Source organism: Kribbella solani, assembly GCF_014205295.1.
Taxonomy (GTDB): domain Bacteria; phylum Actinomycetota; class Actinomycetes; order Propionibacteriales; family Kribbellaceae; genus Kribbella; species Kribbella solani.
The window spans coordinates 3,585,689-3,607,794 of the sequence record NZ_JACHNF010000001.1; the positions used below are offsets into that span (position 1 = coordinate 3,585,689).

At 69.1% G+C, this 22,106-nt stretch carries 19 protein-coding genes; 4 read left to right on the forward strand and 15 right to left on the reverse strand.

Going from position 1 to position 22,106, the window contains the following annotated elements:
- Positions 1-17: 17 nt before the first annotated feature.
- The 8 genes from HDA44_RS16135 to HDA44_RS16170 all read right to left on the reverse strand — a co-directional run bounded on the left by HDA44_RS16135 (position 18) and on the right by HDA44_RS16170 (position 8,290).
- Positions 18-674 carry a hypothetical protein gene (locus tag HDA44_RS16135; protein WP_184835225.1) on the reverse strand — a complete coding sequence of 219 codons (657 nt, stop codon included), beginning with the start codon at positions 672-674 and terminating at the stop codon, positions 18-20.
- The gene (locus HDA44_RS16140) at positions 671-1,168 is read right to left on the reverse strand and encodes a sigma-70 family RNA polymerase sigma factor (RefSeq protein ID WP_184835227.1); all 498 of its coding nucleotides are present in this window, start codon (positions 1,166-1,168) and stop codon (positions 671-673) included. The genes HDA44_RS16135 and HDA44_RS16140 overlap by 4 nt, the downstream gene beginning before the upstream one ends.
- 54 nt (positions 1,169-1,222) lie before the next feature.
- Positions 1,223-3,154, reverse strand: a complete 1,932-nt coding sequence (locus tag HDA44_RS16145) for a hypothetical protein (protein ID WP_184835229.1) — start codon at positions 3,152-3,154, stop codon at positions 1,223-1,225.
- 65 nt (positions 3,155-3,219) lie between these two features.
- Complete coding sequence (locus HDA44_RS16150) at positions 3,220-4,725, reverse strand: alpha/beta fold hydrolase (protein ID WP_184835231.1); 1,506 nt, start codon at positions 4,723-4,725, stop codon at positions 3,220-3,222.
- Between the two features lie 40 nt (positions 4,726-4,765).
- Positions 4,766-5,965: an ABC transporter permease gene (locus HDA44_RS16155; RefSeq protein WP_337906041.1), complete on the reverse strand. Its 1,200-nt coding sequence runs from the start codon at positions 5,963-5,965 to the stop codon at positions 4,766-4,768.
- Positions 5,962-6,651 (reverse strand): ABC transporter ATP-binding protein, encoded by a 690-nt coding sequence (locus HDA44_RS16160; RefSeq protein ID WP_184835233.1) that lies wholly within the window; start codon positions 6,649-6,651, stop codon positions 5,962-5,964. Before HDA44_RS16160 ends, HDA44_RS16155 begins: the two co-directional genes overlap by 4 nt.
- Positions 6,648-7,736 (reverse strand): efflux RND transporter periplasmic adaptor subunit, encoded by a 1,089-nt coding sequence (locus tag HDA44_RS16165; RefSeq protein WP_184835235.1) that lies wholly within the window; start codon positions 7,734-7,736, stop codon positions 6,648-6,650. Before HDA44_RS16165 ends, HDA44_RS16160 begins: the two co-directional genes overlap by 4 nt.
- Complete coding sequence (locus tag HDA44_RS16170) at positions 7,736-8,290, reverse strand: hypothetical protein (RefSeq protein WP_184835237.1); 555 nt, start codon at positions 8,288-8,290, stop codon at positions 7,736-7,738. The genes HDA44_RS16165 and HDA44_RS16170 overlap by 1 nt, the downstream gene beginning before the upstream one ends.
- Positions 8,291-8,435: 145 nt before the next feature.
- On the opposite strand from HDA44_RS16170, the gene HDA44_RS16175 reads away from it, so the two are divergent.
- Both HDA44_RS16175 and HDA44_RS16180 read left to right on the forward strand, forming a co-directional pair.
- Positions 8,436-9,758: a sensor histidine kinase gene (locus tag HDA44_RS16175; RefSeq protein ID WP_184835239.1), complete on the forward strand. Its 1,323-nt coding sequence runs from the start codon at positions 8,436-8,438 to the stop codon at positions 9,756-9,758.
- Positions 9,755-10,420, forward strand: coding sequence for a response regulator (locus tag HDA44_RS16180; RefSeq protein ID WP_184835241.1), 666 nt, complete (start codon positions 9,755-9,757; stop codon positions 10,418-10,420). The genes HDA44_RS16175 and HDA44_RS16180 overlap by 4 nt, the downstream gene beginning before the upstream one ends.
- Before the next feature lie 6 nt (positions 10,421-10,426).
- Here the strand turns inward: HDA44_RS16180 and HDA44_RS16185 are convergent, their stop codons facing one another.
- Positions 10,427-11,038, reverse strand: a complete 612-nt coding sequence (locus HDA44_RS16185; protein WP_202887392.1) for a TetR/AcrR family transcriptional regulator — start codon at positions 11,036-11,038, stop codon at positions 10,427-10,429.
- A gap of 100 nt (positions 11,039-11,138) precedes the next feature.
- Here HDA44_RS16185 and HDA44_RS16190 point away from each other — a divergent pair, with 100 nt between their 5' ends.
- Positions 11,139-13,325: an MMPL family transporter gene (locus HDA44_RS16190; protein WP_184835243.1), complete on the forward strand. Its 2,187-nt coding sequence runs from the start codon at positions 11,139-11,141 to the stop codon at positions 13,323-13,325.
- On the opposite strand, the gene HDA44_RS16195 is transcribed toward HDA44_RS16190, so the two are convergent.
- The 6 genes from HDA44_RS16195 to HDA44_RS16220 all read right to left on the reverse strand — a co-directional run bounded on the left by HDA44_RS16195 (position 13,228) and on the right by HDA44_RS16220 (position 21,121).
- Entirely contained in the window at positions 13,228-14,844 is a 1,617-nt protein-coding gene (locus tag HDA44_RS16195) for an amidase family protein (protein WP_184835245.1), read from the reverse strand. The genes HDA44_RS16190 and HDA44_RS16195 overlap by 98 nt on opposite strands.
- 13 nt (positions 14,845-14,857) lie before the next feature.
- Positions 14,858-15,967 carry an ABC transporter permease gene (locus HDA44_RS16200; RefSeq protein ID WP_184835247.1) on the reverse strand — a complete coding sequence of 370 codons (1,110 nt, stop codon included), beginning with the start codon at positions 15,965-15,967 and terminating at the stop codon, positions 14,858-14,860.
- The gene (locus HDA44_RS16205) at positions 15,937-17,589 is read right to left on the reverse strand and encodes a sugar ABC transporter ATP-binding protein (RefSeq protein ID WP_184835249.1); all 1,653 of its coding nucleotides are present in this window, start codon (positions 17,587-17,589) and stop codon (positions 15,937-15,939) included. The genes HDA44_RS16200 and HDA44_RS16205 overlap by 31 nt, the downstream gene beginning before the upstream one ends.
- Entirely contained in the window at positions 17,586-18,716 is a 1,131-nt protein-coding gene (locus HDA44_RS16210; protein ID WP_184835251.1) for a sugar ABC transporter substrate-binding protein, read from the reverse strand. The genes HDA44_RS16205 and HDA44_RS16210 overlap by 4 nt, the downstream gene beginning before the upstream one ends.
- An 89-nt stretch (positions 18,717-18,805) precedes the next feature.
- A complete protein-coding gene (locus HDA44_RS16215; RefSeq protein WP_184835253.1) occupies positions 18,806-19,846 on the reverse strand; it encodes a phosphotransferase in 1,041 nt (346 codons plus the stop codon).
- 33 nt (positions 19,847-19,879) lie between these two features.
- Complete coding sequence (locus HDA44_RS16220) at positions 19,880-21,121, reverse strand: acyl-CoA dehydrogenase family protein (RefSeq protein WP_184835255.1); 1,242 nt, start codon at positions 21,119-21,121, stop codon at positions 19,880-19,882.
- A gap of 80 nt (positions 21,122-21,201) precedes the next feature.
- Here HDA44_RS16220 and HDA44_RS16225 point away from each other — a divergent pair, with 80 nt between their 5' ends.
- On the forward strand, positions 21,202-22,071 hold the full coding sequence (locus tag HDA44_RS16225; RefSeq protein ID WP_202887394.1) for an alpha/beta fold hydrolase: 870 nt from the start codon (positions 21,202-21,204) through the stop codon (positions 22,069-22,071).
- The last annotated feature ends 35 nt before the right edge of the window (positions 22,072-22,106 follow it).

Here is a 22,106-nt window from a genome sequence, read left to right on the forward strand (position 1 = left end):
CAGTCCCCCGGGGTCGGTTACAGGCTGATCGGGAAGATTGTCATCGGGTTCTTGCCGGGGATCAGTTGGCCGTACAGGACAACGGAGCCTGGGGTGATCGGGCCGGAGCAGGCGGTCAGGGTGAGGCGTACGGTGACGGTCTGGCCGGACTTTTGGGTCATCGTCACCACGCCGTTTCCGATGAGCTTGCGATCCCGTCGGACCTCCACGGTCGACCGCGGTCCGAACTGGTCGAGTGCGCGCTGTCCGGTGACCTTGATCTGTAGGGTTCCGGCCCAGCCATGTTCGGTCCGGGTGAATGCCTGCTGATGGACCTCCAGGTTGTCCATGCCGGACGGCACCCTCGACGGGAAGTGCTCGTCCACCGACGACCCGCACCGCGGCTCACCGACCGATGGATAAGGCTTCGTCGGCAACGGCTTCGTCGGCAAGGGCTGTGTCGGTCGGGACGGCGCCGACGCGGGCCGCACCGCCGGCGGCTGGTCCCCGGGCAGTACCGCGTAGGCACCGAAGCCGCACAGCACCGTGGCCGCGACTCCCCCGGCGCTGATCATCGCCACGCGTCGGCGTCGGCGGTGCCGGATCCGTGACAGCAGGTCTGCATCGTTCAGTCGTGGTGTTCCGGCGCGGGTCTCGGCAAGTTCGGTGAGCAGGTCGTGCAGCGGATCGGTCATCGTATGTTCTCCTTGTCGAGGGCAAGTGTGGACGCGAGCCTGGCCCGCGCATCGGACAGATGTCTCTTCACCGTGCCTTCGGCGCACTCGAGCTGGTCGGCGATTTCCTGTACCGACAGGTCCTGGTAGTAGCGCAGTACGACGCAGGCCCGCTGTTTGGGTGACAGCATCATCAGCGCCTGGCGTACCTCGTCGACCGCCGCCGGATCGTCGTCGTGATGTACGTCGGGATCGACGAGCAGATGGCGGCGTTTTCGCCAGAGCAGCGCCCTACGGCGGCCGTCGACGAACTGGTTCAGCATCGCGCGCCGTACGTAACTCTCGAGCTGACTCAAGTCGTCGTCGACCCGCAGGCGGCCGAAGACGCGCAACAGCGCCTCCTGCGTCAGGTCGGCCGCCGCCGATGACTCGCCGGTCAGCAGGTAGCCGTACGCGTGCAACGCCGATCCGCGCGTTGCCAACAGGTCCTTGAAGCTTTGCTCCCAGTCAGCCATCGGTCTCCGTTCTCTCATGGTCAAGACGAGCGGGTCCAGCGACAGGTTGGGGGCTCAGCGAAAATACTTCCGGAGCACTCTCCACAGCGCGGTACGGGCCATCCGCCGGGCGGCCCGGTTCCGGCGTACGCGCCGCCACGCCCGCGTCGTACGCCGGACCCGAGGCTGAACTCCGGGCTTGACCTCAGGCTGAATGATCACCGGACGGCTCAGATGCCGGTTCACCTCCGCAAGATGGTCGTCGAACACCGACTGCCACAGCAACTGCCGCAGCACTGCCTCGTCGCTCGCGCTGCTGGTCGCCTCACTGGACCTCTTCCACAATGCGCGGACGGCATCATCACCCACGCCGTCGAGTCGCGCCCGTACGGCCTCGTGATCAGCTGCCGCACCAAGACGCTTGACCTGTACGGGTGCCGCCGACGTCGTCTTGAAGAATGGAACAGCTGTCCACTGTGGCATCAGCTGCTCGATCAGCTCCAGGTGCAACGCGTTCTGCAGCCGTTGCGAGGTGGTCAGGCGGAACGCCGCACGGGAGAACGCCGGCAGCAGCAGAGGCGAAACCACTCCACTGCGTTCGCCTGTGGTCCCCCACCGGCGCAGTCGTTCGACGACATAGAAGTAGTCGAGCATCCGCGCATCCTGCAGGCCGCTGCGGCCGGCCTCGTCCAGCACCGACCGGATCTGGGTCTCGACCGCCTCGCGGGCGGCGGCGGGCACCCCGTTCGCAGCCACCAGCCGGCGGCTGAGCCTTTGCGTGAACGCCTCGATCTTCGCGTGCAGCGGCAGTTGATCGATCGCCGCGACGTCGCGCGGGTAGAAGTGCCCGTGCGCGACCTCGCCACCGGCGCCGCCGATCGCAAGATGGTCCACTCCGGCCAGGTCGCTCGGAGGTTGGTGAAACAGGTACGACGACGGCCGCAACCCGTCGCCGTACCGATGCCATCTCCGGATGCGTTCGATCACGCCGGGCAACGGCACGGGAGCCACCGCCGCAGCCGCCTTGGCCGACGCCACCACCTTGGCCGGCGCAACAGCCTTGGCCGGCGCAGCCGCGTTGGAGGGCGTGCTGACGGCATGGTCGACCTCGAACGGAAGCGCCCGGACCAGCGTCTTCGCCGTTTCCGCCTCGGCTCCGTAGCTGTTCAGCCGCACGTCGACCCCGGCCGACAGGAACGCCGCCGCGACAACCCGCGAATCCCGCCCACCCGACAGATCGACCGTCGGCGTACCAGGCCACAGCCGGCCGATCGACCGGGCAACACCCTGCAGCGCGGCAGCCGTCTCCGGTATCGACGTGTTCCCCGACCAGACACTGGTCGCGTCGATCCGGGATACCGTCATCCGCCCATCACGGCCCCTGACCTCAACATGCGTGGCGCCCGGCACCACCGAGACGTACTCGTATGGCATCGAGGCGCCCATGAACCACCCGCACCCGGCCGCGAACCGCCAGCCCGAAACGCTGGGAGTGGCCGCCACATCCGCGAACAAACACGCGGCGGCCGGTCGATTGCTCCACACCCAGCCATCCGCGGTACGCAGCTGGAATATCCGGCCCAGACCGACCGAATCGGTGTAGAGATCGAGTCGTTGTGCATTCTGATCCAGCACACACAGTACGAAAGGAGGCGCCAGCTCCAGCAACCGCTCCGGCGCCTTTCGCGCCGCCAAGGCAAGGGGTACGGCCGCCCGCTCCGGCGCGATGTCGCCGACAACAGACTCATAGCCAAGCGGCGCGTGCAACGACGCCACGCTCAGACCCGCTTCCTCCTGCCATGCGGGCCAGTTGCACGAAGGCGTACGCCGCCTCCAGCTGAGCAACCCGACCGGGCCCGCGTCAGAGCCCGATCGGGTCGCTGTCTCACCCCACAACTCGCCGTAGTACGCCTCGACCCGTCGAATACCGGCCCGCACCCGATCCGAATCCACCAACCGGTCGAACGCATAGGCGACGATCGTTTCCATACCCACCAAGACGAACACCTACCGAACCCCGTTGAGGGTCGATCTGATAGCTGTCCTTGCGTCTCAGTGCTGTGCCGTGAGGTCTACTTCGGGGTTTCGATGTCTGGGCAGCGGGTGTTGGCTGGTTTTTTGAGGTTGATCAGGAAGTTGTCGACTGCTTGGTTGATGCAGGTGCTTGGGCCGTAGGACGGGGTGGTGGGGTAGATCGTGTGGCCGTAGCCCTCGTACGTGAGGAGTGGCGCGCGGGTCTGTTTCGCGAGGGCCTGCGCTCCTTCGTACACAGTGGCGAAGTCGTACAAGTTGCCCACCACAACCAACTTCACGCTCTTGTCGACCTTGGGCGTACGCGGCGGGTTGGTGACCTTTCCGGTGTAACCGGTGCAGTCGAGGGCGTGGGTCGAGTGGTCACTCCACTGGACGTTCGGGTACTTCGCGGCCGTCCGCTTCACCAGCTTGTTCCACTCGGCGTAGTTCTTGACCTTGAAGTCGAAGTCGTGGCAGAACCACACCTCATGCGGAAGCCGCGGCGGCACACCCGCCTGCGTCGCCGTACCTTGCGCCGCGCCGGCCGAGGTGGTGCCACCGCTCGCCTTCCCGTCGTACAGGCCCTTCAGGCGGGTCGCGAACCGGCCCCAGTCTTCCGGATAGTTGCTGCCACCCGTCAGGCGGTTCAGCTGGTAGAAGTCGATCGCGTCGCCGGTCGTCGGGTCCGTCAACTTGCCGGCGCGGGCGCGCTCCCGCAGCTCGCCGTACACCTTCTTGGTGTCCTTGCCGTACAACACGCAGCTCGGCGTCCGGTCACACCAGTCGGCGAACGCGACGAAGTTCCGCTCCAGGATGCGGGCGTGATCGTCGACCCATGCCTCCAGGCTCGCGCCCTTCGGGGACCGGTCCGCGGTCCCGTCGCTGACCAGCGCGCGGACCCGCCGCGGGAACATCTCGGCGTACTGCTGGATGGCCAGCGACCCGTACGAGTAGCCGATCTGGGTGATCGTCTCCTCGCCAAGAGCCGCCCGGATGGCGTCGATGTCCTTGACCACCGAGCGGTTGTCGGTGTGGTCGTACAGTGGGCCGGTCCGCCGGCGGCAGTCCTCGCTGAGCTCGATCTTGGCCGCGGTCATCTTGTCGAAGTCGGCCTGGCTCTGCGGGGTGAGGAGCTTGTCGGCCTTGTCGGCCAGCGCCTCGTCGCACACCACCCGGCTGCTGGTGTTCACGCCGCGCGCGTCGTACGTGACCACGTCGAAGCGCTCGTGGACCGCGTCGCTGAACACCTTGCCGTTCCTGCGGGTCAGGTCCAGGACGCCCGAGGTGCCAGGGCCGCCCGGGTCCATCATCGCGACGCCGATCCGGTTCGCCTGGTCCTTTGCCTTGACCCGGGCGATGCCGATGTGGATCTTGTCGCCATCCGGCTTCGACCAGTCCAGAGGTACGTCGACGGTCGCGCAATCAATCTTCACGTCCGTGTCGGGGCACTGCTGCCAGTTGATTCCCGACTCGGCCGCGGTCACCGGCTCCGCGCTGGTGACGAGATAGCCGAGCAAGGCGAGCACGAGCCCGCCTCCCACGACAGCCAGCGGTCTGCGTTTCATCAGAGGGTTCCTCCTGTAGTGAGTGGACAAATCAGGGGGGTTACGGCGCGGCCAGCGCCTCGGTGGGCGCGAGGCGAGCGGCCCGGATCGCGGGGTACAGCCCGGCGATGGCGCCAATCACCAAGGTGGCTCCGACGCCGCCGACGCTCGCCCAGGCCGGTACGACGCCCGGCCAGTCCTGGGTCATCGCGTACACGGTCGTCACGCTCACCCCGAGCAGTACGCCACCGGCCCCGCCAAGCGCCGACAACAGCAGCGACTCGGCCAGGAACTGGACCCGGATCTGTCCCCGGGTCGCTCCGAGCGATCGCCGCAGGCCGATCTCGGCGCGGCGCTCCAGGACGGAGATGACCATCGTGTTGGCGACGCCGACGCCGCCGACCAGGAGCGCGACCGCACCGAGTCCGAGCAGCAGACCGGTGAACGCCCGGTCCGTGGCCTGGCGGGCAGCCAGCGCGTCGGACGGCCGGGACACCTTTACCTCGTTGGGCGCTTCCGGGTTCGCGGTCGCGGCGAGGACCGACCGGACCGCTTCGACGGCGGAGTCCGCGGACCTGGTGTACACGGTGGACGGGTGGCCGTCGAAGCCGAAGGACTTCTCGGCCGACTCCCAGCCGATCAGGGCCGCCGAGTCCAGCTCGGGCGCCAGCGGCGCCTTGTCGAGGATGCCGATCACGGTGAACCACTTGGTACCGATCAGGACCTGGACGTCCGGCCCGGCCGCTCCGATCCCCAGCCGCTTGGCGGTATCGGCACCGAGGACGACCGCCGGGTACCTGGCGGTCGCGGCGTTCAGCCAGGTGCCATTGGCAACAGTCGCGCCGACCGCCTTCAGCAGGTCCAGATGCGCCGCCTGGACGCTGATCCCGCCGGACTGAGCCGCCGGGATCCTGTCGTTGCGATACACCTTCGCACCCTCTACCGCGCCGGTCGCCGCGACCTCGGTGACCGGTTTGATCCGCGAGATCGTCGCGACCGCTTCCTTCGGCAGCTTGGCGTCCTCGCCGAACAGTCCCTGTCCGGGCGACGCGGTCAGCAGGTTCGTACCGAGCGAGGCGAGCTGGCGATCCAGTTGGGCCCGGCTCGACGACGAGATTCCGACGACGGCGATCATCGCGGCGATACCGATCGCGATCCCGAGCGCCGACAGGAACACCCGCATCGGCCGCGTACGCAGACCCGAACCGCCGACCCGGATCACATCGGCCGGACTCAGCCGGGCCGGCGTCAACCCGCTCACGCCGCCACCTCGCCGTCGCGCATGACGAGCTGACGTGGCAGCGTCGCGGCGATGTCCCGGTCGTGGGTGATGACAAGCACCGTCGTACCGGCCTGGTGCAGCTCGCGCAGCAAGGTCATCACGCCGGCGCCTGACGCCGAGTCGAGGTTGCCGGTCGGCTCGTCGGCCAGCAGCAGCGGCGGTTCGCCGACGACCGCCCGGGCGATCGCGACGCGCTGGCGCTGACCTCCGGACAGCTGATGTGGCTGGTGGTCCATCCGATCCTCGAGACCGACCCTCGTCAGCGCGGTACGGGCGCGCCGCCGCCGGTCTGCCAGGCCGCGCCCGGAGTACAGGAGGCCGTCGGCGACGTTGTCGAGTGCGGATCGTCCGGGCGCGAGGTGAAACTGCTGAAAGACGAACCCGATGGTCCGCGCCCGCAGCGCCGACACCTGCCGGTCCGGCAGCTTCGCCACGTCGTACCCGCCGATCCGGACCGCGCCGGACGACGGCCGGTCGAGGCTTCCGATCAGGTGCAGCATGGTCGATTTCCCCGAGCCCGACGGGCCGACGATCGCGACCAGCTCGCCGTACCCGATGGTGAGACTGACACCGTGTACGGCGGTCACGCCGCCCGGGTACGTCTTCGTGACGTTGTCCAACTCAACTACCGCACCGGTGCCGGCCGGCGTCGGGACGGCGCTCATGACGGCATCCCGACGGTCATCTTCTCGGCCAGGCCGGCACCGGAGACCTCGACCCGGCCACCGGCGAACAGCCCGGTCTTCACCGCGATGACCTTCGACGTCGAGCCCTCGACGACCTCGACTCCGTAGCCACCTTCGGCCAGCGCGAGCAGGGCCGAGACCGGCACGGTAAGGACGTTCTTTCGCTCTCCCGCGGTGAAAGACACCGTCACCGACGCCTCGTCGAGGCCGCTCAGAGCCCGCTGGTCGGCGAGGCTGATGGTTACCTCGATCTTTGTTTCGGACTCGGAGTCGGCATCCTCGCCTGCCTGGACGATCGTCTTGGTGCCGGAGATCTTTCCGGTCACGGTCTTCCCGTTCGGCAGCTTCACCTTCACCGCCGCGCCCTTGGTGGCGATCCGCTGATCACCGGTTTCGAGGTCGACGGTCACCACCCGCGACGTACCGGTGTACTTGAAGATCGCCGAGTTCCCGCCGACGCCGGCACCGACCGCGGCCTCCTGCGTGTCGACCCGGATCGGGGTGGTCGCGTAGACGACCCGGCCCAGAGCAAGCTTGCCGGTCTCCTCGAGGCCGAGATCCTCCTGCCATTCCTTGACCGCGTCGGCCGTCGCGTCGGTGTACTCGTCATCGACCGTGAAGCCGTCGTAGCCGAGCGCACGCAGGTTCTTCTCGAACTGCAGGACGTCCGCGCCCTCGTCGCCCGAGGCCAGCGCCCGGTAGGCGGGCAGGGCACCGTAGAACAGGACGATCGGATCGTTGTCGATCGCGAACAGCGTCTGCCCGCGGGTCACCGTGGCGCCGACCGCCGCCATCGCGGTCACCGTGCCGCTCAGCCGGGTCGAGATGGCAGTCGTACTGCCGTGGCTGAGCTCGCCGCTCTCGTCCTGGCTGTCGACCAGGGTCTGCCGGGTCACCGATGCGGTTGCCGGCGGCAACGCCGCGCTGGCGGTCCGGTCGTCGGTCCCGCCCCCGCCGCCAAGACCGACAGCGGCCGTCACCGCGGCGGCCAGGGCGAGGACGGCGGCCAGCGCCAGCCCGGCTCGACGGCGCCGCCGACCCGCCGGCCGGTCGGCGGCGGTCATCAGTTGCCCCCGATCGCACCAGCGGACGGCTGCGTCGGCTGGTACTGCTGGCACTTCTGCTGGGCGGCCTTGAACTCCGCCGACTGCGGGTCGATGCCGCTGTTCGGGTCCATCTTCACGGCGCCGCCGTTGGCGTCCGGGTCCGGGAACTTGGGTACGCCGTTCTCCCGCATGCACTGGGCGAGCTTGCGCATCTGCTCGACCATCCCGGAGTCGACCTTCGGCTTGTCGCCACCGTTCGGCAGGTACTGCGTGCACTTCTCCCGGGCAGCATCGACCTTCTGCGGATCAGCGCTCGCCGGCGCCTCGACCCGCTTCCCGCCGGAGCTGTCAGCCTGCGGATCCGGCCAGTCGGGCATGCCGTTCTCGCGCATGCACTGGGCGAACTTGTACTGGTCGGCCTGGTTCCCCGAGCTACTGGCGGAGGTTGTCGCCGAGCTGCTGCCGCCACCCGCGGTCGCGACATCGTTGTTCTCGTTCTTGGAGCCGCAGGCGCCGAGGCTGAGCATCAGCCCGACCGCCGCGAGGAGCTTGATCGCATTCATCGTCTTCATGCCGTAAACACTGCTGGCGGTGAGTGAGAACCCGCGTCTGCCCGTGGTGACACTTCCGTGTCTATCCACGGGTGTACGCGGCCACGCCGATGTCCGCCGCGAGGTACACGCGACCGGGGCGGCCGCCCACGTACAGTTTTGGATCATGGCTACCGCGCGCCCGCTGGCGAACCTCGCGTCGAGTGCCGCCCGGGCGTGGACACGCTGGGCGGCGCTGCACGACGCCGTGCTGGCCGCGGCGCTCCTGCTCGGCACCCTGGCGACGTCCAAGAACCTGCTGACCGGACCGGTGCGCCACCTCACGAATGTGGATGGCGATGTGCAGCTCGCGGTGTGGATCATCGCGTCCGTGGCGATCGCGGTCGGCGTGGCGCTCCGGCGGCGCAAACCCTGGCTGATGCTGCTTGTCTCTGCCGCGGCGAGTGCCGTACATCTGGTGCAGGGCATGCCGCTGCTGATCATCGATCTGGGCACGCCGATCCTGCTCTACACGGTCGCCAGCAGCGCGCGACGTACGTACACCCTCGCCGCGACCGCGGGCCTGATCCTGGCCGCCGCCGGTTGGAGCATGTACGCCGGGGCGACCGGCACGCCGACGGCCGGAGTACCGGACCGGATCGCCCCGCCGATCAGCCGCGCGACGGCGCCGGCGGGGGAAGCCCGCCCTACGCCATCGGGCTCGCCTGGCATCCTCCAGGACACCTCTACCGGCGTGATCCTGCTCGGATCGATCCTGGTGACCTCGTGGGCGATGGGCTCCGCGGCCCGCAACCGCCGGGACTACCTGGACGAACTCCACGCCCGCGCGGCCGACCTGGAACGCGAACGCGACCAGCAGGCAGCGCTGGCGGTCGCCGCCGAACGCGACCGGATCACCCGTGAGCTGCACGACGTCGTCGCGCACGGCCTGTCGGTGATGGTCACCCAGGCCCAAGGCGCGGAGGCGGCGCTCACCCGCCGGCCCGGTGACACCAGGTCCGCGCTCTCCGCGATCATCAGCACCGGCCGCGACTCGCTCGCCGACATGCGCCGCGTCCTGTCCCGGGCCGACAGCCTCGAGGACGCCTGGCACCCCCAGCCCGGTATCGATCGGCTTCCCGAGCTGGTCGCCCATGTCACGAAGGCCGGGACCAGGGTCCGCTTGCAGGTCAACGGCACTCCGGCCGCGGTGCCGGCGGCGGTTGATCTCTCGGCGTACCGCATCGTTCAGGAAGCACTGACCAACACCATGAAACACGCGGGTTCCGGCGCCGCCGCCACGGTGAACCTCACCTTTCACGACTCGGAGGTCGTCATCGAAGTCAAGGACAACGGTCGCGGGCAGACCAGCAGTGACGGCAACGGGCACGGGCTCCGCGGGATGGGTGAGCGGGCACGGTTGCTCGACGGGCAACTGACCGCGGGGCCTGGTCCGCTCGGTGGCTTCGTCGTCCGGGCGACGCTCCCGATCGATCGGCCGCGGCCATGATCCGCGTCCTGCTCGCCGACGACCAGGCCCTGGTACGCACCGGGTTCCGGATGATCCTCGACAACGCCGACGACATGACGGTGGTCGGTGAAGCCGCCGACGGCGAACAAGCAGTCGCGGCGGTGCTCGAACATCGGCCCGACGTCGTACTGATGGATGTCCGGATGCCTGACGTCGACGGGGTCGAGGCGACGCGCCGGATCTGCAAGTCGGCCGACGCCGGCCAGACCCACGTGCTGATCCTGACCACGTTCGACCTTGACGAGTACGTGTACGCGGCGCTCCGGGCCGGCGCCAGCGGATTCCTGCTGAAGGACACCCTGGCCGCGGACCTGCTGTCCGCGATCCGGGTCGTCGCGCGCGGCGATTCGGTCGTCGCCCCGACCGTCACCCGGCGGCTGCTCGAACGCTACGTCGGCAGCGGCTCGGCGGCGCCCGTGTCAGGCCTCAGCCTGGATGCGCTGACGGAGCGCGAACGCGAGGTCCTCGGCCTGATCGCGCTCGGTCTCACCAACACCGAGATCGCCGGCCGGCTCTTCCTGTCCGAAGGCACGGTCAAGACGCACGTCCACCGCATCCTGTCCAAACTCGAGCTCCGCGACCGCGTACAGGCAGTCGTGTACGCGTACGAGAGTGGCCTGGTCCGCGCCGGGATGTCCTGAGCTGGTTCAGGCGCCAGTGTCTTGTTCGAGGGTGGTGAGGTAGCCGACCAGGGCCTGGTTGAGCTCGGTGATCCAGCGTTCGCGCTGGGCGGCGGGCGTGGAGACGATGGTGCCGAGCAGCGCGGCGAAGATCTGGGTGGCTACCGCCGCGGTGGTCTCCAGGCGGTCGGCCGGCAGGTCGGGGTAGCGGGCGGCCAGGACGTTCGAGACCCGGCCGGTGACGGCCTGCTGGAGGGCGCGGGTCGGTGCGCTCAGCTTGTCCGGGAGGTCGCCGCTGCCGAACAAGGCCTTGAATCCCGGGTTCTCCAGGTTCACCTCGACCATCGGGCGGATCATCCGGTCGACCAGTTCGGGCAGCGGTAGCCGCGCCGTACCGGGGTCGAAGGCCTTGTCGTGCGCGGCCGTCAGCTCGCTGCGATAGCGCTCCGCGAGGGCCTCGGCCATGGCCTCCTTGTTCGCGAAGAACTGGTACAGGGTGCCCGGTGAAACGCCTGCCTGGCGAGCGATCGCGTTGGTCGTGGCCTTCGCGTACCCCGTCTCGGCGAACACCACGGCTGCCGCGTCCAGCAACTGCACCATCCGCCGCTGGCCGCGCGCCTGGCGACGTGGCTCGTCCATGACCCTCCCGTTGACAAATACGAGCAATTACTCGTATTTTCATATGCGAGTAACTGCTCGCGTTTCGACATCCTACCCCCGCCGGCCCCGGAGGTCCGTCATGCCTGAAACCACCTCGCCGCGCACCGGTCTGCTCACGCGCGTCGGCCGGCTGACCGCACGACGCCGGCGGACCGTCGCAGCACTCTCGCTCGTACTGACCGCGCTCCTGCTCGCCGCCGCTGCCGGCGCCCTCGGCTCCTTGTCGTTGTCCCGGATCGCCGACCCCGGCTCCGAGTCGGATCGCGCGCGGGACGTGCTGGCCGAGCAGTTCCACACCGGGCCGCCCAACCTCGCGTACCTCGTGACGGCGACCGCGGGAACCGTCGACGATCCCGCCGTACGCACCGCCGGCGTTGGACTCACCAACGAGATCGCGCGGCAGGCAGGCGTCGCCGAGGCAGCGTCGTACTGGTCCCGCGGGGACAGCCCGGCGCTGCGCAGCAAGGACTCCCGGCAGGCGCTCATTCTGGTCCGCGTACCCGGCGACGTGAACGCGGCGAGGCAACGGGTCGGCGAGCTCGCCGAGCGATACGCCGGATCGCGGGCCGGGATCACGGTCCAGGCCGGCGGTCAGGACGAGGTGTTCCGCGAGATCGGCGCCCAGGCCCGCGCGGACTTCCTGCAGGCGGAAGCGATCGTGCTCCCGCTGGTGCTGCTGCTCCTGATCATCATCTATCGCCGGGTTTCGCTCGCGCTGGTGACGCTCGGCGTCGGGATCTTCGCCGTCGGCGGCGCACTGGCCGGGCTGCGGTTCATCGCGGCGTTCACGGAGGTCTCGACGTTCGCCGCCAACCTCGCGCTGGTGATGGGCCTCGCGCTCGGCGTGGACTACTGCCTGTTCGTGATCGCCCGGTTCCGCGAGGAAATGGCGGCCGGCGCGGAAGTCGCGGACGCCGTGGTCGCCGCCGTCGGTACGGCCGGGCGCACGGTCTTCTTCAGCGGACTGACGGTCGCGGTGTCGCTCCTGGCCCTACTGCTGTTCCCGTTGTCGTTCCTCCGCTCGTTCGGGTACGCGGGGGTCCTCGTCGTCACGTTCGCGCTGCTCGGCGCGCTGGTGATCCTCCCGGCAACGCTCGCGCTGCTCGGCCGGCGAGCCGTGCGACCGGTGGCCCAGCAGCCGGCCGGCTCCGGGCGTTGGGCCGCCCTCGCGACAGCCGTGATGCGCCGGCCGATCCGTATCGGTGGCGCCGTCCTCGCCCTGATTCTGTTGCTCTCGGCACCTGCTTTGGGGCTGCGGTTCGGGCTGCCGGACGCGCGCATCCTGCCGGCCGACGCGAGCAGCCGAATCATGGCCGACCAGGTACGGCAGAACTTCGGCCAGGAAGAATCCGACAGCCTGTACGTGGTGATGCCCGAGATCACCGATCCGGCGCGGGTGGCACCGTACGCGGATGCACTTGGAAAACTGGACGGCGTCGCGCAGGTGGACACGTACGTGCGCGACGGCGGCGCGTACCTGACGGTCATCCCGGCCGAGGACGCGCTCGCCGGCGACATCAGTCAGCTGGTTGAGCAGGTGCGCGCGGCAGAGGCACCGTACGCGACCGTCGTCGGTGGAACGCCCGCCGAGATGTCGGACTGGCGGGCCGCGCTCACGGAACGCATCCCGCTCGTACTCGGGCTGATCCTGCTGCTCAGCATGCTCGTGCTGTACGTCGCGACCGGTAGCGTCTTGCTGCCGTTGAAGGCCACCGTGCTGAACTTGCTCAGCCTCGCGGTCATGTTCGGCGTGATGGTCTGGGTGTTCCAGCGCGGCAACTTGTCGGGACCGCTCGGTTTCACCGCGACCGGCGTACTCGAGGCAAGTATGCCGACGCTGATGTTCTGCATCGTGTACGGCCTCTCGATGGACTACGAGGTGTTCATCGTGTCGCGGATCCGGGAGGAGTACCTGCGCACCGGCAACACCGACCACGCCGTCGCAACCGGCCTCCAACGCTCCGCGCCACTGGTCACCACGGCAGCCGCCGTACTCGCCCTGTCCTTCGCCGTGTACGCCGCCGGCGGCGTCGTCTACCTGAAAATGATCGGCATCGGCATGGCCGTAGCAGTCCTCGTCGACGCCACCGCAATCCGCGGCATCCTCCTACCAGCCTCCATGAAACTAGCCGGCCAAGCCAACTGGTGGACCCCGGCACGAACTCCACTTACTGGGGTTGGGGTGGGGACATCAGGTGGAAGGAGGTTAGTTGTTGGTAGGCGTCGGCGGTTCGGAGGATGGTGGGGTCTTGGTGGGGGTGGGTGATCAGTTGCATGGAGAGGGGCATGCTGTTGGGGTCGAAGCCGATGGGGACGGCGCAGGCTGGTAGGCCGGTTAGGTTCCATTGGGGGGTGAACATGGCGCTTGCCCAGCCGTTTGTGCCGGTTGGGTCGAGTTCGTCGAGGAGGGGGGCGCCGGCTGGGAGGGTGGGGGTGAGGAGGACGTCGCAGTCTTGCAGTGCGTGCGTGGCGGTTTGTTTGAAGATTTCGGCCAGCTGGCGGGCGCGTACGTAGTCGGCGGCGGTGAAGGTTGCGCCGCGGGCGAGGAGTCCTCGTAGTGGCTTGCCGTAGTCGGACCAGTGGTCGGCCAGCGAGCGGTGGTGGTACGCGAATCCCTCGCTCAGGAGGACGATGTGGTTCGCCATCTTGGCCATGTCGGCGTTCGGGAGGTCGACCTCGGTCACTGTCGCGCCGGCCGCGCGGAGCGTCGCGATCGCTGCTTCGACGGCGAGTCTGACCGGTTCGGAAACGTTCGCCGCGTCGAAGAAGTACCCGGTCGGTATGCCGATGCGGATGTCTTTCGCGGAGCCGTCGAGGTTCGCCATCGAGCCTGCTGATTGCCGGTGTTCCGAGCCGGACCGGCCGTCGGGTGCCTCCCCGGTCATCGCCTGCAGCAGGGCCGCGCAGTCCCAAGCCGAGCGGGCGATCGGGCCGACCGTGTCGAGCGTTGGCGCCAGCGGGATTACCCCAGTCGTCGGCACCTGTCCGAAGGTCGGCTTGAGACCGGTCACCCCGTTGAGCGCGGCGGGGTGCCGGATCGAGCCGCCGCTGTCGGTTCCGAGGCCGCCCAGCGCGAGGCCGGCAGCCACGGCGATCGCCGTACCCGAGCTCGATGATCCCGCGAAACGCCGTGGCTCCCAGGCGTTCCGCGGCCGCGGGAAGCCCTTGGTGGGATCGTACGGGCCGACCGCGTACTCGCTCGTCGTCGCCTTGCCGACGATGATCGCGCCGGCCTGCCGCAGCCGGGCGATGACCGGGGCGTCACCCTCGTACGTCCAACCGGGTGGCGGGACCAGACTGTTCGCCCGGGTCGGGCCCTCCGCGGTCGCGATCAGGTCCTTGATCACCAGCGGGATGCCGTGCAGCGGACCTCGGTACGTGCCCGAGGCAAGCTCTTGATCAGCATGTTCGGCCGCGGTGAGTGCTGCCTCGCGGTAGGTGTCGGCGAAGGCGCCGAGTACGGAACCGAACCGCTCGATCCGGGCGAACATCTCCGTCGTGAGCTCGACCGCCGAGGTCGTGCCCGCACGCATCGAGGCCGCGGTGTCCCGAATCGTCGGCGCGATACGGCCGGATGGCGGTGTTGGTGCGGGGTCGGTTGGGTCCGGGAAGTGCATCGGGACCGAGGCGTCGACGGCGATCCCCTCCGTGACGGCCTTCCGCAGCGCGTCGGCCTGGGCGCGCAGCTTCAGGTGGTCGGCGGCGATCGCGTGGGCCTCTTCGGCCGGCGGCGCGAGGCCGGCGAGCTCCCACAGCGCGCGGACGCGCTCCTCGCTCGAAGTCACGATGGCTGCCTCCTCACGACCGCTCGGTGGCGACGGAACTCTTCGGCCCCCGCGCGGCGTCAGCGCGCCTCGCCCGCCGCCGCCACCGGCCGGTCCGCTTGGCACTCAGCACGGCGGCACTGACCGCGACCAGCAGCGCGAGGCCGTTGAACAGATCCGTCACCCACAGCTTGTTACCCATCAACTGCAGGCCTTTCACGCCGATCGCGAGCAGCAGCAGTGCCAGCACCGTACCCCAGACGTTGAACCGTCCCGGCTTGAGCTGGGTCATGCCGAGGAAGCACGCGGCGAAGCTCGGCAGCAGGTACGCCGGGCCGAGGCTCGGAGACACGTTGCCGATCTTCGCGGCGACCAGCACGCCACCGAGCGAAGCGAACAGTGCCGCCACCACGAACGAGCCGACGACATAGCGTACGGTCCGCACGCCGGCCAACCGAGCAGCGTCGGCGTTGGCCCCCACCGCGTACGCGCGGCGCCCGATCGGGGTGTGCTCGAGCACGTACCAGACAAGCAGGCACAGCACGACCGCGTACGCGGCGATGATCGGGAAGCCGAAGAGATCGTGGTTCGCGAGGTTCTGGAATCCGGCCGGGGCCGGGCCGATGAACTGGAAGTTGGAGACCTGTTCGGTGACCGCGAGCAGCACGGAGCTCATCCCGAGCGTGGCGACCAGGCTGTCGACGCCGATCACGGACACGAACACCGCGTTGACCACACCCACGAGCAGACCGATGACCACCGTCACCAGGACCGCCAGGACCGGATTCAGGTGGTGGTTCACCAGCAGCGCGGAGCAGATCACCGCGCTCATGCCCAGGTTCTGCGCGGCCGAGAGATCGAACTGGCCCACGGCGAGCGTGACGAGCAGGCCGAGGGCCAGGATCAGCGTGACCGCCTGGTCACCCGCGATGCTCGCCGCGGTGGTGTGGGTGGGGAAGGTGTCCGGCAGCCGCAGCGAGAAGAACGCGACGAAGGCGATGCACAGGGCCAATCCGGTGTATCTGCCCCAGGAGACCTTCGAGAAGACAGCCTTGCCGGACCCCCGGGCCGGTTCCCGATCAGCTTCGGCCGGCGTGGCTGGTGACTCGGCGGTCACGATGCCGGATCGACGTTCGACAGACATGGCCGGTCCTCCTGATGGTCGGCGGCAGAGTGGTCAGTGACGGAGTGGTCGGGGGCGGAGTGATCGGCGGCGGAGTGATCGGTGCCGGAACAGTCGGCGGAGTCGTCGGGGGCGGAGTCGCGGATCGTCTCGCTGACGATGCGTGCCACGGACAGATCCTGTTTCGCGAGCACGGTCCGGACCACGCCCTGGCGCATCACCAGGACGCGGTCACAGACCGCGCACAGTTCCTCGGCGTCGGACGACGAGAGCACGACGGCACGTCCTTCGGCGGCAACCCCGGCCAGTACGTCGTAGATCGCCGCCGTCGCGCCGGCGTCCACTCCGCTCGTCGGTTCGTCGAGCAGCAGCACCTTGGCGTCGAGACGCATCCAGCGCGCCAGTACGAGCTTCTGCTGATTTCCACCGCTGAGCAGCGCGAGCTGCCGGTCCGGATCGGCCGGCATCACGTTCAGGCGCCGAATCCATGGCCGTACCGCGCGGCGTTCGGCGCGCGGGCCGAGCCAGCGCGCCTTCCGGGTGGCGGGCAGCCGAGGCAGCGTGACGTTCTCCCGCGCGGTCCACTCCTGGATCGTCGAGAGCCCTTTACGATCCGCCGGCGCGTACGCGATGCCGGCGTCGATCGAGCGGTCCGGCCGGCCGGCCACGATCGGCCGGCCGCCGAGCGTCACTTCGCCCGCGGCCCGCGGCCGGGCGCCGAAGGTCAGCCCGAGCGCCTGGTCGAAGCCCGAGCCGACCAGTCCGGTAACCCCGACGATCTCCCCGGCCCGGACCTGCACCGAGAAGTCCGCGACCTGCCCACCGGACACACCGGTTGCCTTGAGCAACGTCTCGGTACCGGCCGTCGGCAGCGCCGGCGCGAACCCGGCCGGTTCGCGACCGATGATCAGCCGGATCAGCTTGTCGTGATCCATGTTCTCGACCGGTTCGGTACTGATCCGCCGGCCGTCCCGCAGTACGGTGACCCGATCGCCGACAGCGAACACCTCGCGAAGCCGATGGGTCACGTAGAGCACAGCCGTACCCCGTTCGCGGAGCCGGCGCATCAGGCCGAACAACTGCTCCACCTGATGCTGCGGCAACGATGCGGTCGGCTCATCGAGTACGAGCAACGCCGGCGCCCCGTCGGTCGCGGCCACTGCCCGGGCGATGGCGAGCATCGTCCGCTGTCCCGGAGTGGCTTCCCGGATCGGGCGTCCGGGGTCGAGCTCGATCTCCAGCTCGGCCAGCAGCCGTTGCGCCGCGCGTAGTTCGCGCCGCTCGGACAGCCACCAACGGCCGGCGTAGCGGCTGCCCAGCGCGAGGTTGTCGACCGCGTCGAACTCGGTCACCAGTCCCAGGTCCTGATGGATGAAGGCGACCGCCTGCTCCCGCGTGATCCGGCTGCCGAGGGCCAGCGGCACCCCGTTCAGCGTCGCCGCCGAGCCAGGGTCCGGGGTGTGATAGCCCGCGAGAACCTTGATCAGCGTCGACTTTCCCGAGCCGTTCTGTCCGAGCAGGCAGTGCACTTCACCCGCCCGGACCTCCAGGTCGACGTCCGCCAGCGCCCGCTGGGCCGGAAACGTCTTCGACAGCGAGGAGATGCCCAGGACCGTCCTCGCCGGAGCGGCGGCCGTACTCATTGTCCGGTCCAGGCCGAGATATAGGTCTGCTGGTAGTTCGGCGGTTCCGGCGCCGTACCGGCCTGGTCGACGTTGTTCTTCAGGTAGATCTGCTGCCAGCCGATGTGGTCAGCGCGGTCGCCGAGCGGCACGCCCATCACCAGCCGGACCAGCTGGTCCACCGACCGCCAGCCCTCGGCCTGGAGCTCGATGGCCAATCCGGCCCAGTCCGTCCCGTTCTTGATGCCTTCCAGGACGGCCTGGTTCGTGGCGCGGCTGATGACCTTGACCTTGCCCTGCAGCCCGGCTGCCTGCAGCGCGGGGGTGAGCCCGGACTGGTAGTCGACCATGGGTGTCACGACGTACTTGGTCTTCGGATGCGCTTGCAGGTAGCCGGTGATCTGCGACGGAACCGACTTGCCGACACCCTGAACCGACGCCTCCAGAACCCCGACCTTGCCGCCGACGCTCTCGACGACCTTCGTGAAACCGTCCTTCATCGGCGACCAGGCGGTGGCGAACGACGGATCCCACACCCAGACCGCGTCGACCGCGCCGCCGGCGTCGGCAACGACGGCGCTGCCCAGGATCTTGCCGGTCTGCGCGACGTCCGTCTTGCCCAGCACGAAGGCCTCAACACCGCTGTCCGGCCCGAGCTGCTCGGGCGGGGAGATCTCCGAGATCTTCGTACCGGCGGACTTCAGCTTGGTCAACTGTTCCCGCAGCGAGGAGTCCGGCAGGGCCGGGACGTACGCCAGCGCGTCCGGCGGGTCGGACGCCACCTGGTTCATCAGCGACACGTAGCTCTGCGGTGTGCTGTCGTGCTGCAGCACCGTCGTGTTCCAGCCCAAGGCCTGCGCGGCCGCCTTCGCCCCGTCCGCGACCGACGCGCAGGTCGGGAAGTTACAGGTGACGATGACGAAGCGCTTGCCCTTGGGCGGCGCGTCCGGCAGCGCCGGAATCGGCTCCAGCGACTTGGTCGCGCTGTACTCGGCGAAGACCGCCTTGGCCTCGGCGAGGGCCGCCTTCGCGGCCGGGTTCGACGGCACCGCGCTCTGCGCGCCGGCGTCGGAACCACTGCCACACGCGGTCAGGAGAAGACAGAGCGCGCCGGCACCTAGGACGGCGGCCCGAGAGTGAAACTTCATGGCAGGACTCTCTTTCCGGATCTGTGAACGAGCGAGACTCCGCTCTTGACGAGGCGCTGCCGCGGTCCCGGGTACGCCGCGGCGTGCCCCTACCTCGCGAGCCGCAGCGCTGCTTCGGCGAGGTGACTGTCGACGCCACTTCTGGCGTCGTCGACGTCGGCCGGGGCCGCGCCGTTACGCAGCCGCCGTTGGTAGATGGCTTCCTTGATGATGGCCGCGCGCCAATGCTCGAAAGCCAGGAACACCGGGAGGTGCTCGAGGTCACGGCCGGACTCGGCGGCGTACCGCTCGGCCATCGCCTGGGCGTCGAGCAGTCCCGCGGCCTGGGCGATCCCCTGGGCGCGATGGGAGCGGACCTCACCGGTGCCCTCCCAGTACGCCAGCAGATGCGCGAGGTCCGTGAGCGGATGTCCGAAGGTCGACAACTCCCAGTCGAGCACCGCCAGTACTGGCCGGTCGCCGCCGAATCGATCGACCATCGTGTTTCCGAGCCGGTAGTCGCCGTGTACGAAGGTGAGCGCGTCACTCGCCGGCAGCCGTCGGTCCAGCTCGGCGGCGATGCGGTCGACCTCCGGCAGGTCCCGGTGTGGACGACCGCGCCAGCGCTCGTGCCAGCGCTTGAGGTGCCGCTCCATCACGTTGCGGCTCCGCCCGGGCTGGTAGCTGGGGAACGACGGAAGTGGCACCGCGTGCAGCTCCGCGAGGATCCGGACCAGGTCCGTGCAGATCCGGATCCGCGCCGACGGCCGGATCACGGCCAGGTCGTCCGCGGTCTGTACGACGATGCCGTCGACGTAGTCCATGACGTAGAAAGGGGCGCCGAGCAACGAATCGTCGCCGCAGTACCCGTGCACCATGGGCACCGGCACCGGGGTGGTGGCAATCATTCGCAAGGTGTCGTGCTCGCGGCGCATGTCGTGCGACTGTTCGGGAATCAGGCCGATCGGCGGCCGGCGGACGACCAGCCGGCGGTGCGCGCAGGTCGCGAGCAACGTCAGATTCGAGCTGCCGCCGGTGAGAAGTTCGACTCCGGAGAGCGGGCCCGCGTCAGGTACGCACCTGGCGAGGTAGGCCCCGAGCCCGGCGACGTCCACGGACACCCCGGCGACGTCTGTTGGTGCACTCGTCACGTGAGATCTCCTTTCCGAAGATCTGGATTGGGGTCAGAACAGGTCTCCGCCCGCGACGCTCGCGGTGGTACCGGTGCGCTCGAAGGCTTCGATGACCCGGCGCCCGCTCTTCCAGCGGTGCACCTCGTCCGGCCCGTCGATCAGGTGGTGACCGCGCGCCTCCGCGTACCAGCGGGCCAACGGCAGGTCGAGGGAGTAGCCGTGCGACCCGTGCAGTTGCAGCGCGCGGTCGATGACGCTGCTGAGCATGTCGGCGACGAACACCTTGGCGATCGCGTTCTCGGTCGCGATGTCGTCGCCGTTCTCCAGTTTGTACGCGATGTGCAGCACCATCAGCCGGGCGATGTAGAGGTCACGCGCGCAGTCCGCCAGTTGCCACTGGACGCCCTGCAGATCGCCGAGCCGGCGGCCGAACATGCTGCGCTCGACACACCGCTTCGCCGCCATGTCCAGCGCCGCCTGCGCCTTGGCGATCGACCGCATTCCATGGCGCAGACGCCCGTACCCGAGGCGGTGCTGCGCGACGAGGAACCCGTCGCCGCGTACGCCGACCAGGTTCGCGGCAGGCACCTCGAGTTCCTCGATGCGTACCTCCGCGTGGCCGTGCACGATCTCGTCCTGGACGGCGGGCTGACCGACGTCACCGAGGACCGGGATGTCCCGAAGGATGCGGTAGCCGGTCGCGGGCAGTTCGACCAGGAACGCCGAGCACTGCCGATGCCGCGGCGCGTCGGGATCGGACTTGGCGATGATCATTGCCAAGTCGGACGTGGTCGCGCCGCTGCTGAACCACTTCTCACCGTTCAGGATCCAGGTGTCGCCCTCGAGCCGGGCGGTCGTCTCCAGGCCGGTCGCGTTGGAACCCGCGACGTTCTTCTCGGTCATCGAGAAGCACACCCGCGAGCGGCCGTCGACCAGCGGCCGGAGGAACCGCTCGTGCTGGTCCGCCGAGCCGTGATCGAGGATGGTGAGCATCGTGGCGTCGGTCGGCGACATGCAGTTGAGCGCCCACCCGCCCAGACCGGAGAAGGACCGGCCGACCTCGAGCTGCACCAGGGCGTTCCCGAGGTGCCCCAGCCCCATGCCGCCGTGCTCCGTCGGAATGAAGGGGCACCACAGACCAGCGGCCCGCGCCTGCGGCTGCAGCTCGGCGACCAGCTCCCAGTACGGGCGTTCGCCCAGCTGCTTTTCGGCCGGCAGCACGGTCCCGTCGACGAAGGCCGCGACACGCGCCCGCAGGTCCTCGAGCTCGGCCGGAAACGAGAAGTCGATCATCAGCTGGTCCTCACCGTTCGGGCGAACCACCGTCGCCTACAGCACATCAATGGCGACAACCTACGTAGTAGTATGTGATTGTGCAAGACATCAGCGCTTCTTCTTCTCCGCCCGAATGGTTCACGCGAGCTCTTGCCTCCCGCGCCGAGCTCAGCGTCACGAGCGTCGACGGGCTGCGGATCAGCCACCGGTCCTGGGGTCCAGTGGGTACGCCCGGCGCTCTGCTGGTCCACGGCGGGCTGGCCCACGCGCGGTGGTGGGACCACATCGCTCCGCTGCTCACCCGCGCGGGTCGCCGCCGGGTCGTGGCTCTCGACCTGTCCGGACACGGCGACAGCGGCCGGCGCGATCGCTACAGCGTCGGTACGTGGGCTCGCGAGGTCGCCGGCGTCGCCGCGGCCGGAGGCTTCGCCGGGCCTCCGGTCGTCGTCGGCCACAGCATGGGCGGCATCGTGGCTTTGCGCGTCGCGGTGGATCACGCCGAGGCGATCGCCGGGACGGTCACCGTCGACAGCCGAACCATCGAGCACACCGATGCGGAGCTGGCGGCACACGACCGGCGGTCCGCTCTGCCGGCGCGGATCTATCCGAGCCAGGAGGCCGCGATCGCGCGATTCAGACCGGTCCCCGGCCAGCCATCGCTGCCGTACGTCCGGAAGTACATCGCGCGCGCCTCGGTCCGGCAGTACGGCGGCGGATGGACCTGGAAGTCCGATCCGCGCGTCTTCGGCGGGCAGGAGTTCGACCACGGCGACCTCTCCAGGCTGAGCGGCCGGGTCATGATGCTGCGGGCCGAACACGGGCTCGCCGCCGTCGGCGTGGACGACCCACTGCAAACCGCCGGCATCCCGAGCGTGGAGATCCCGGCGGCCGGCCATCACGTCATGCTCGACCAGCCGCTGGCCCTCGTCTCGGCACTGCGGACACTGCTCGCCACCTGGCAACCGTGAGCATGCACGCCGTTCGAACGGCATGCATGCTCCCG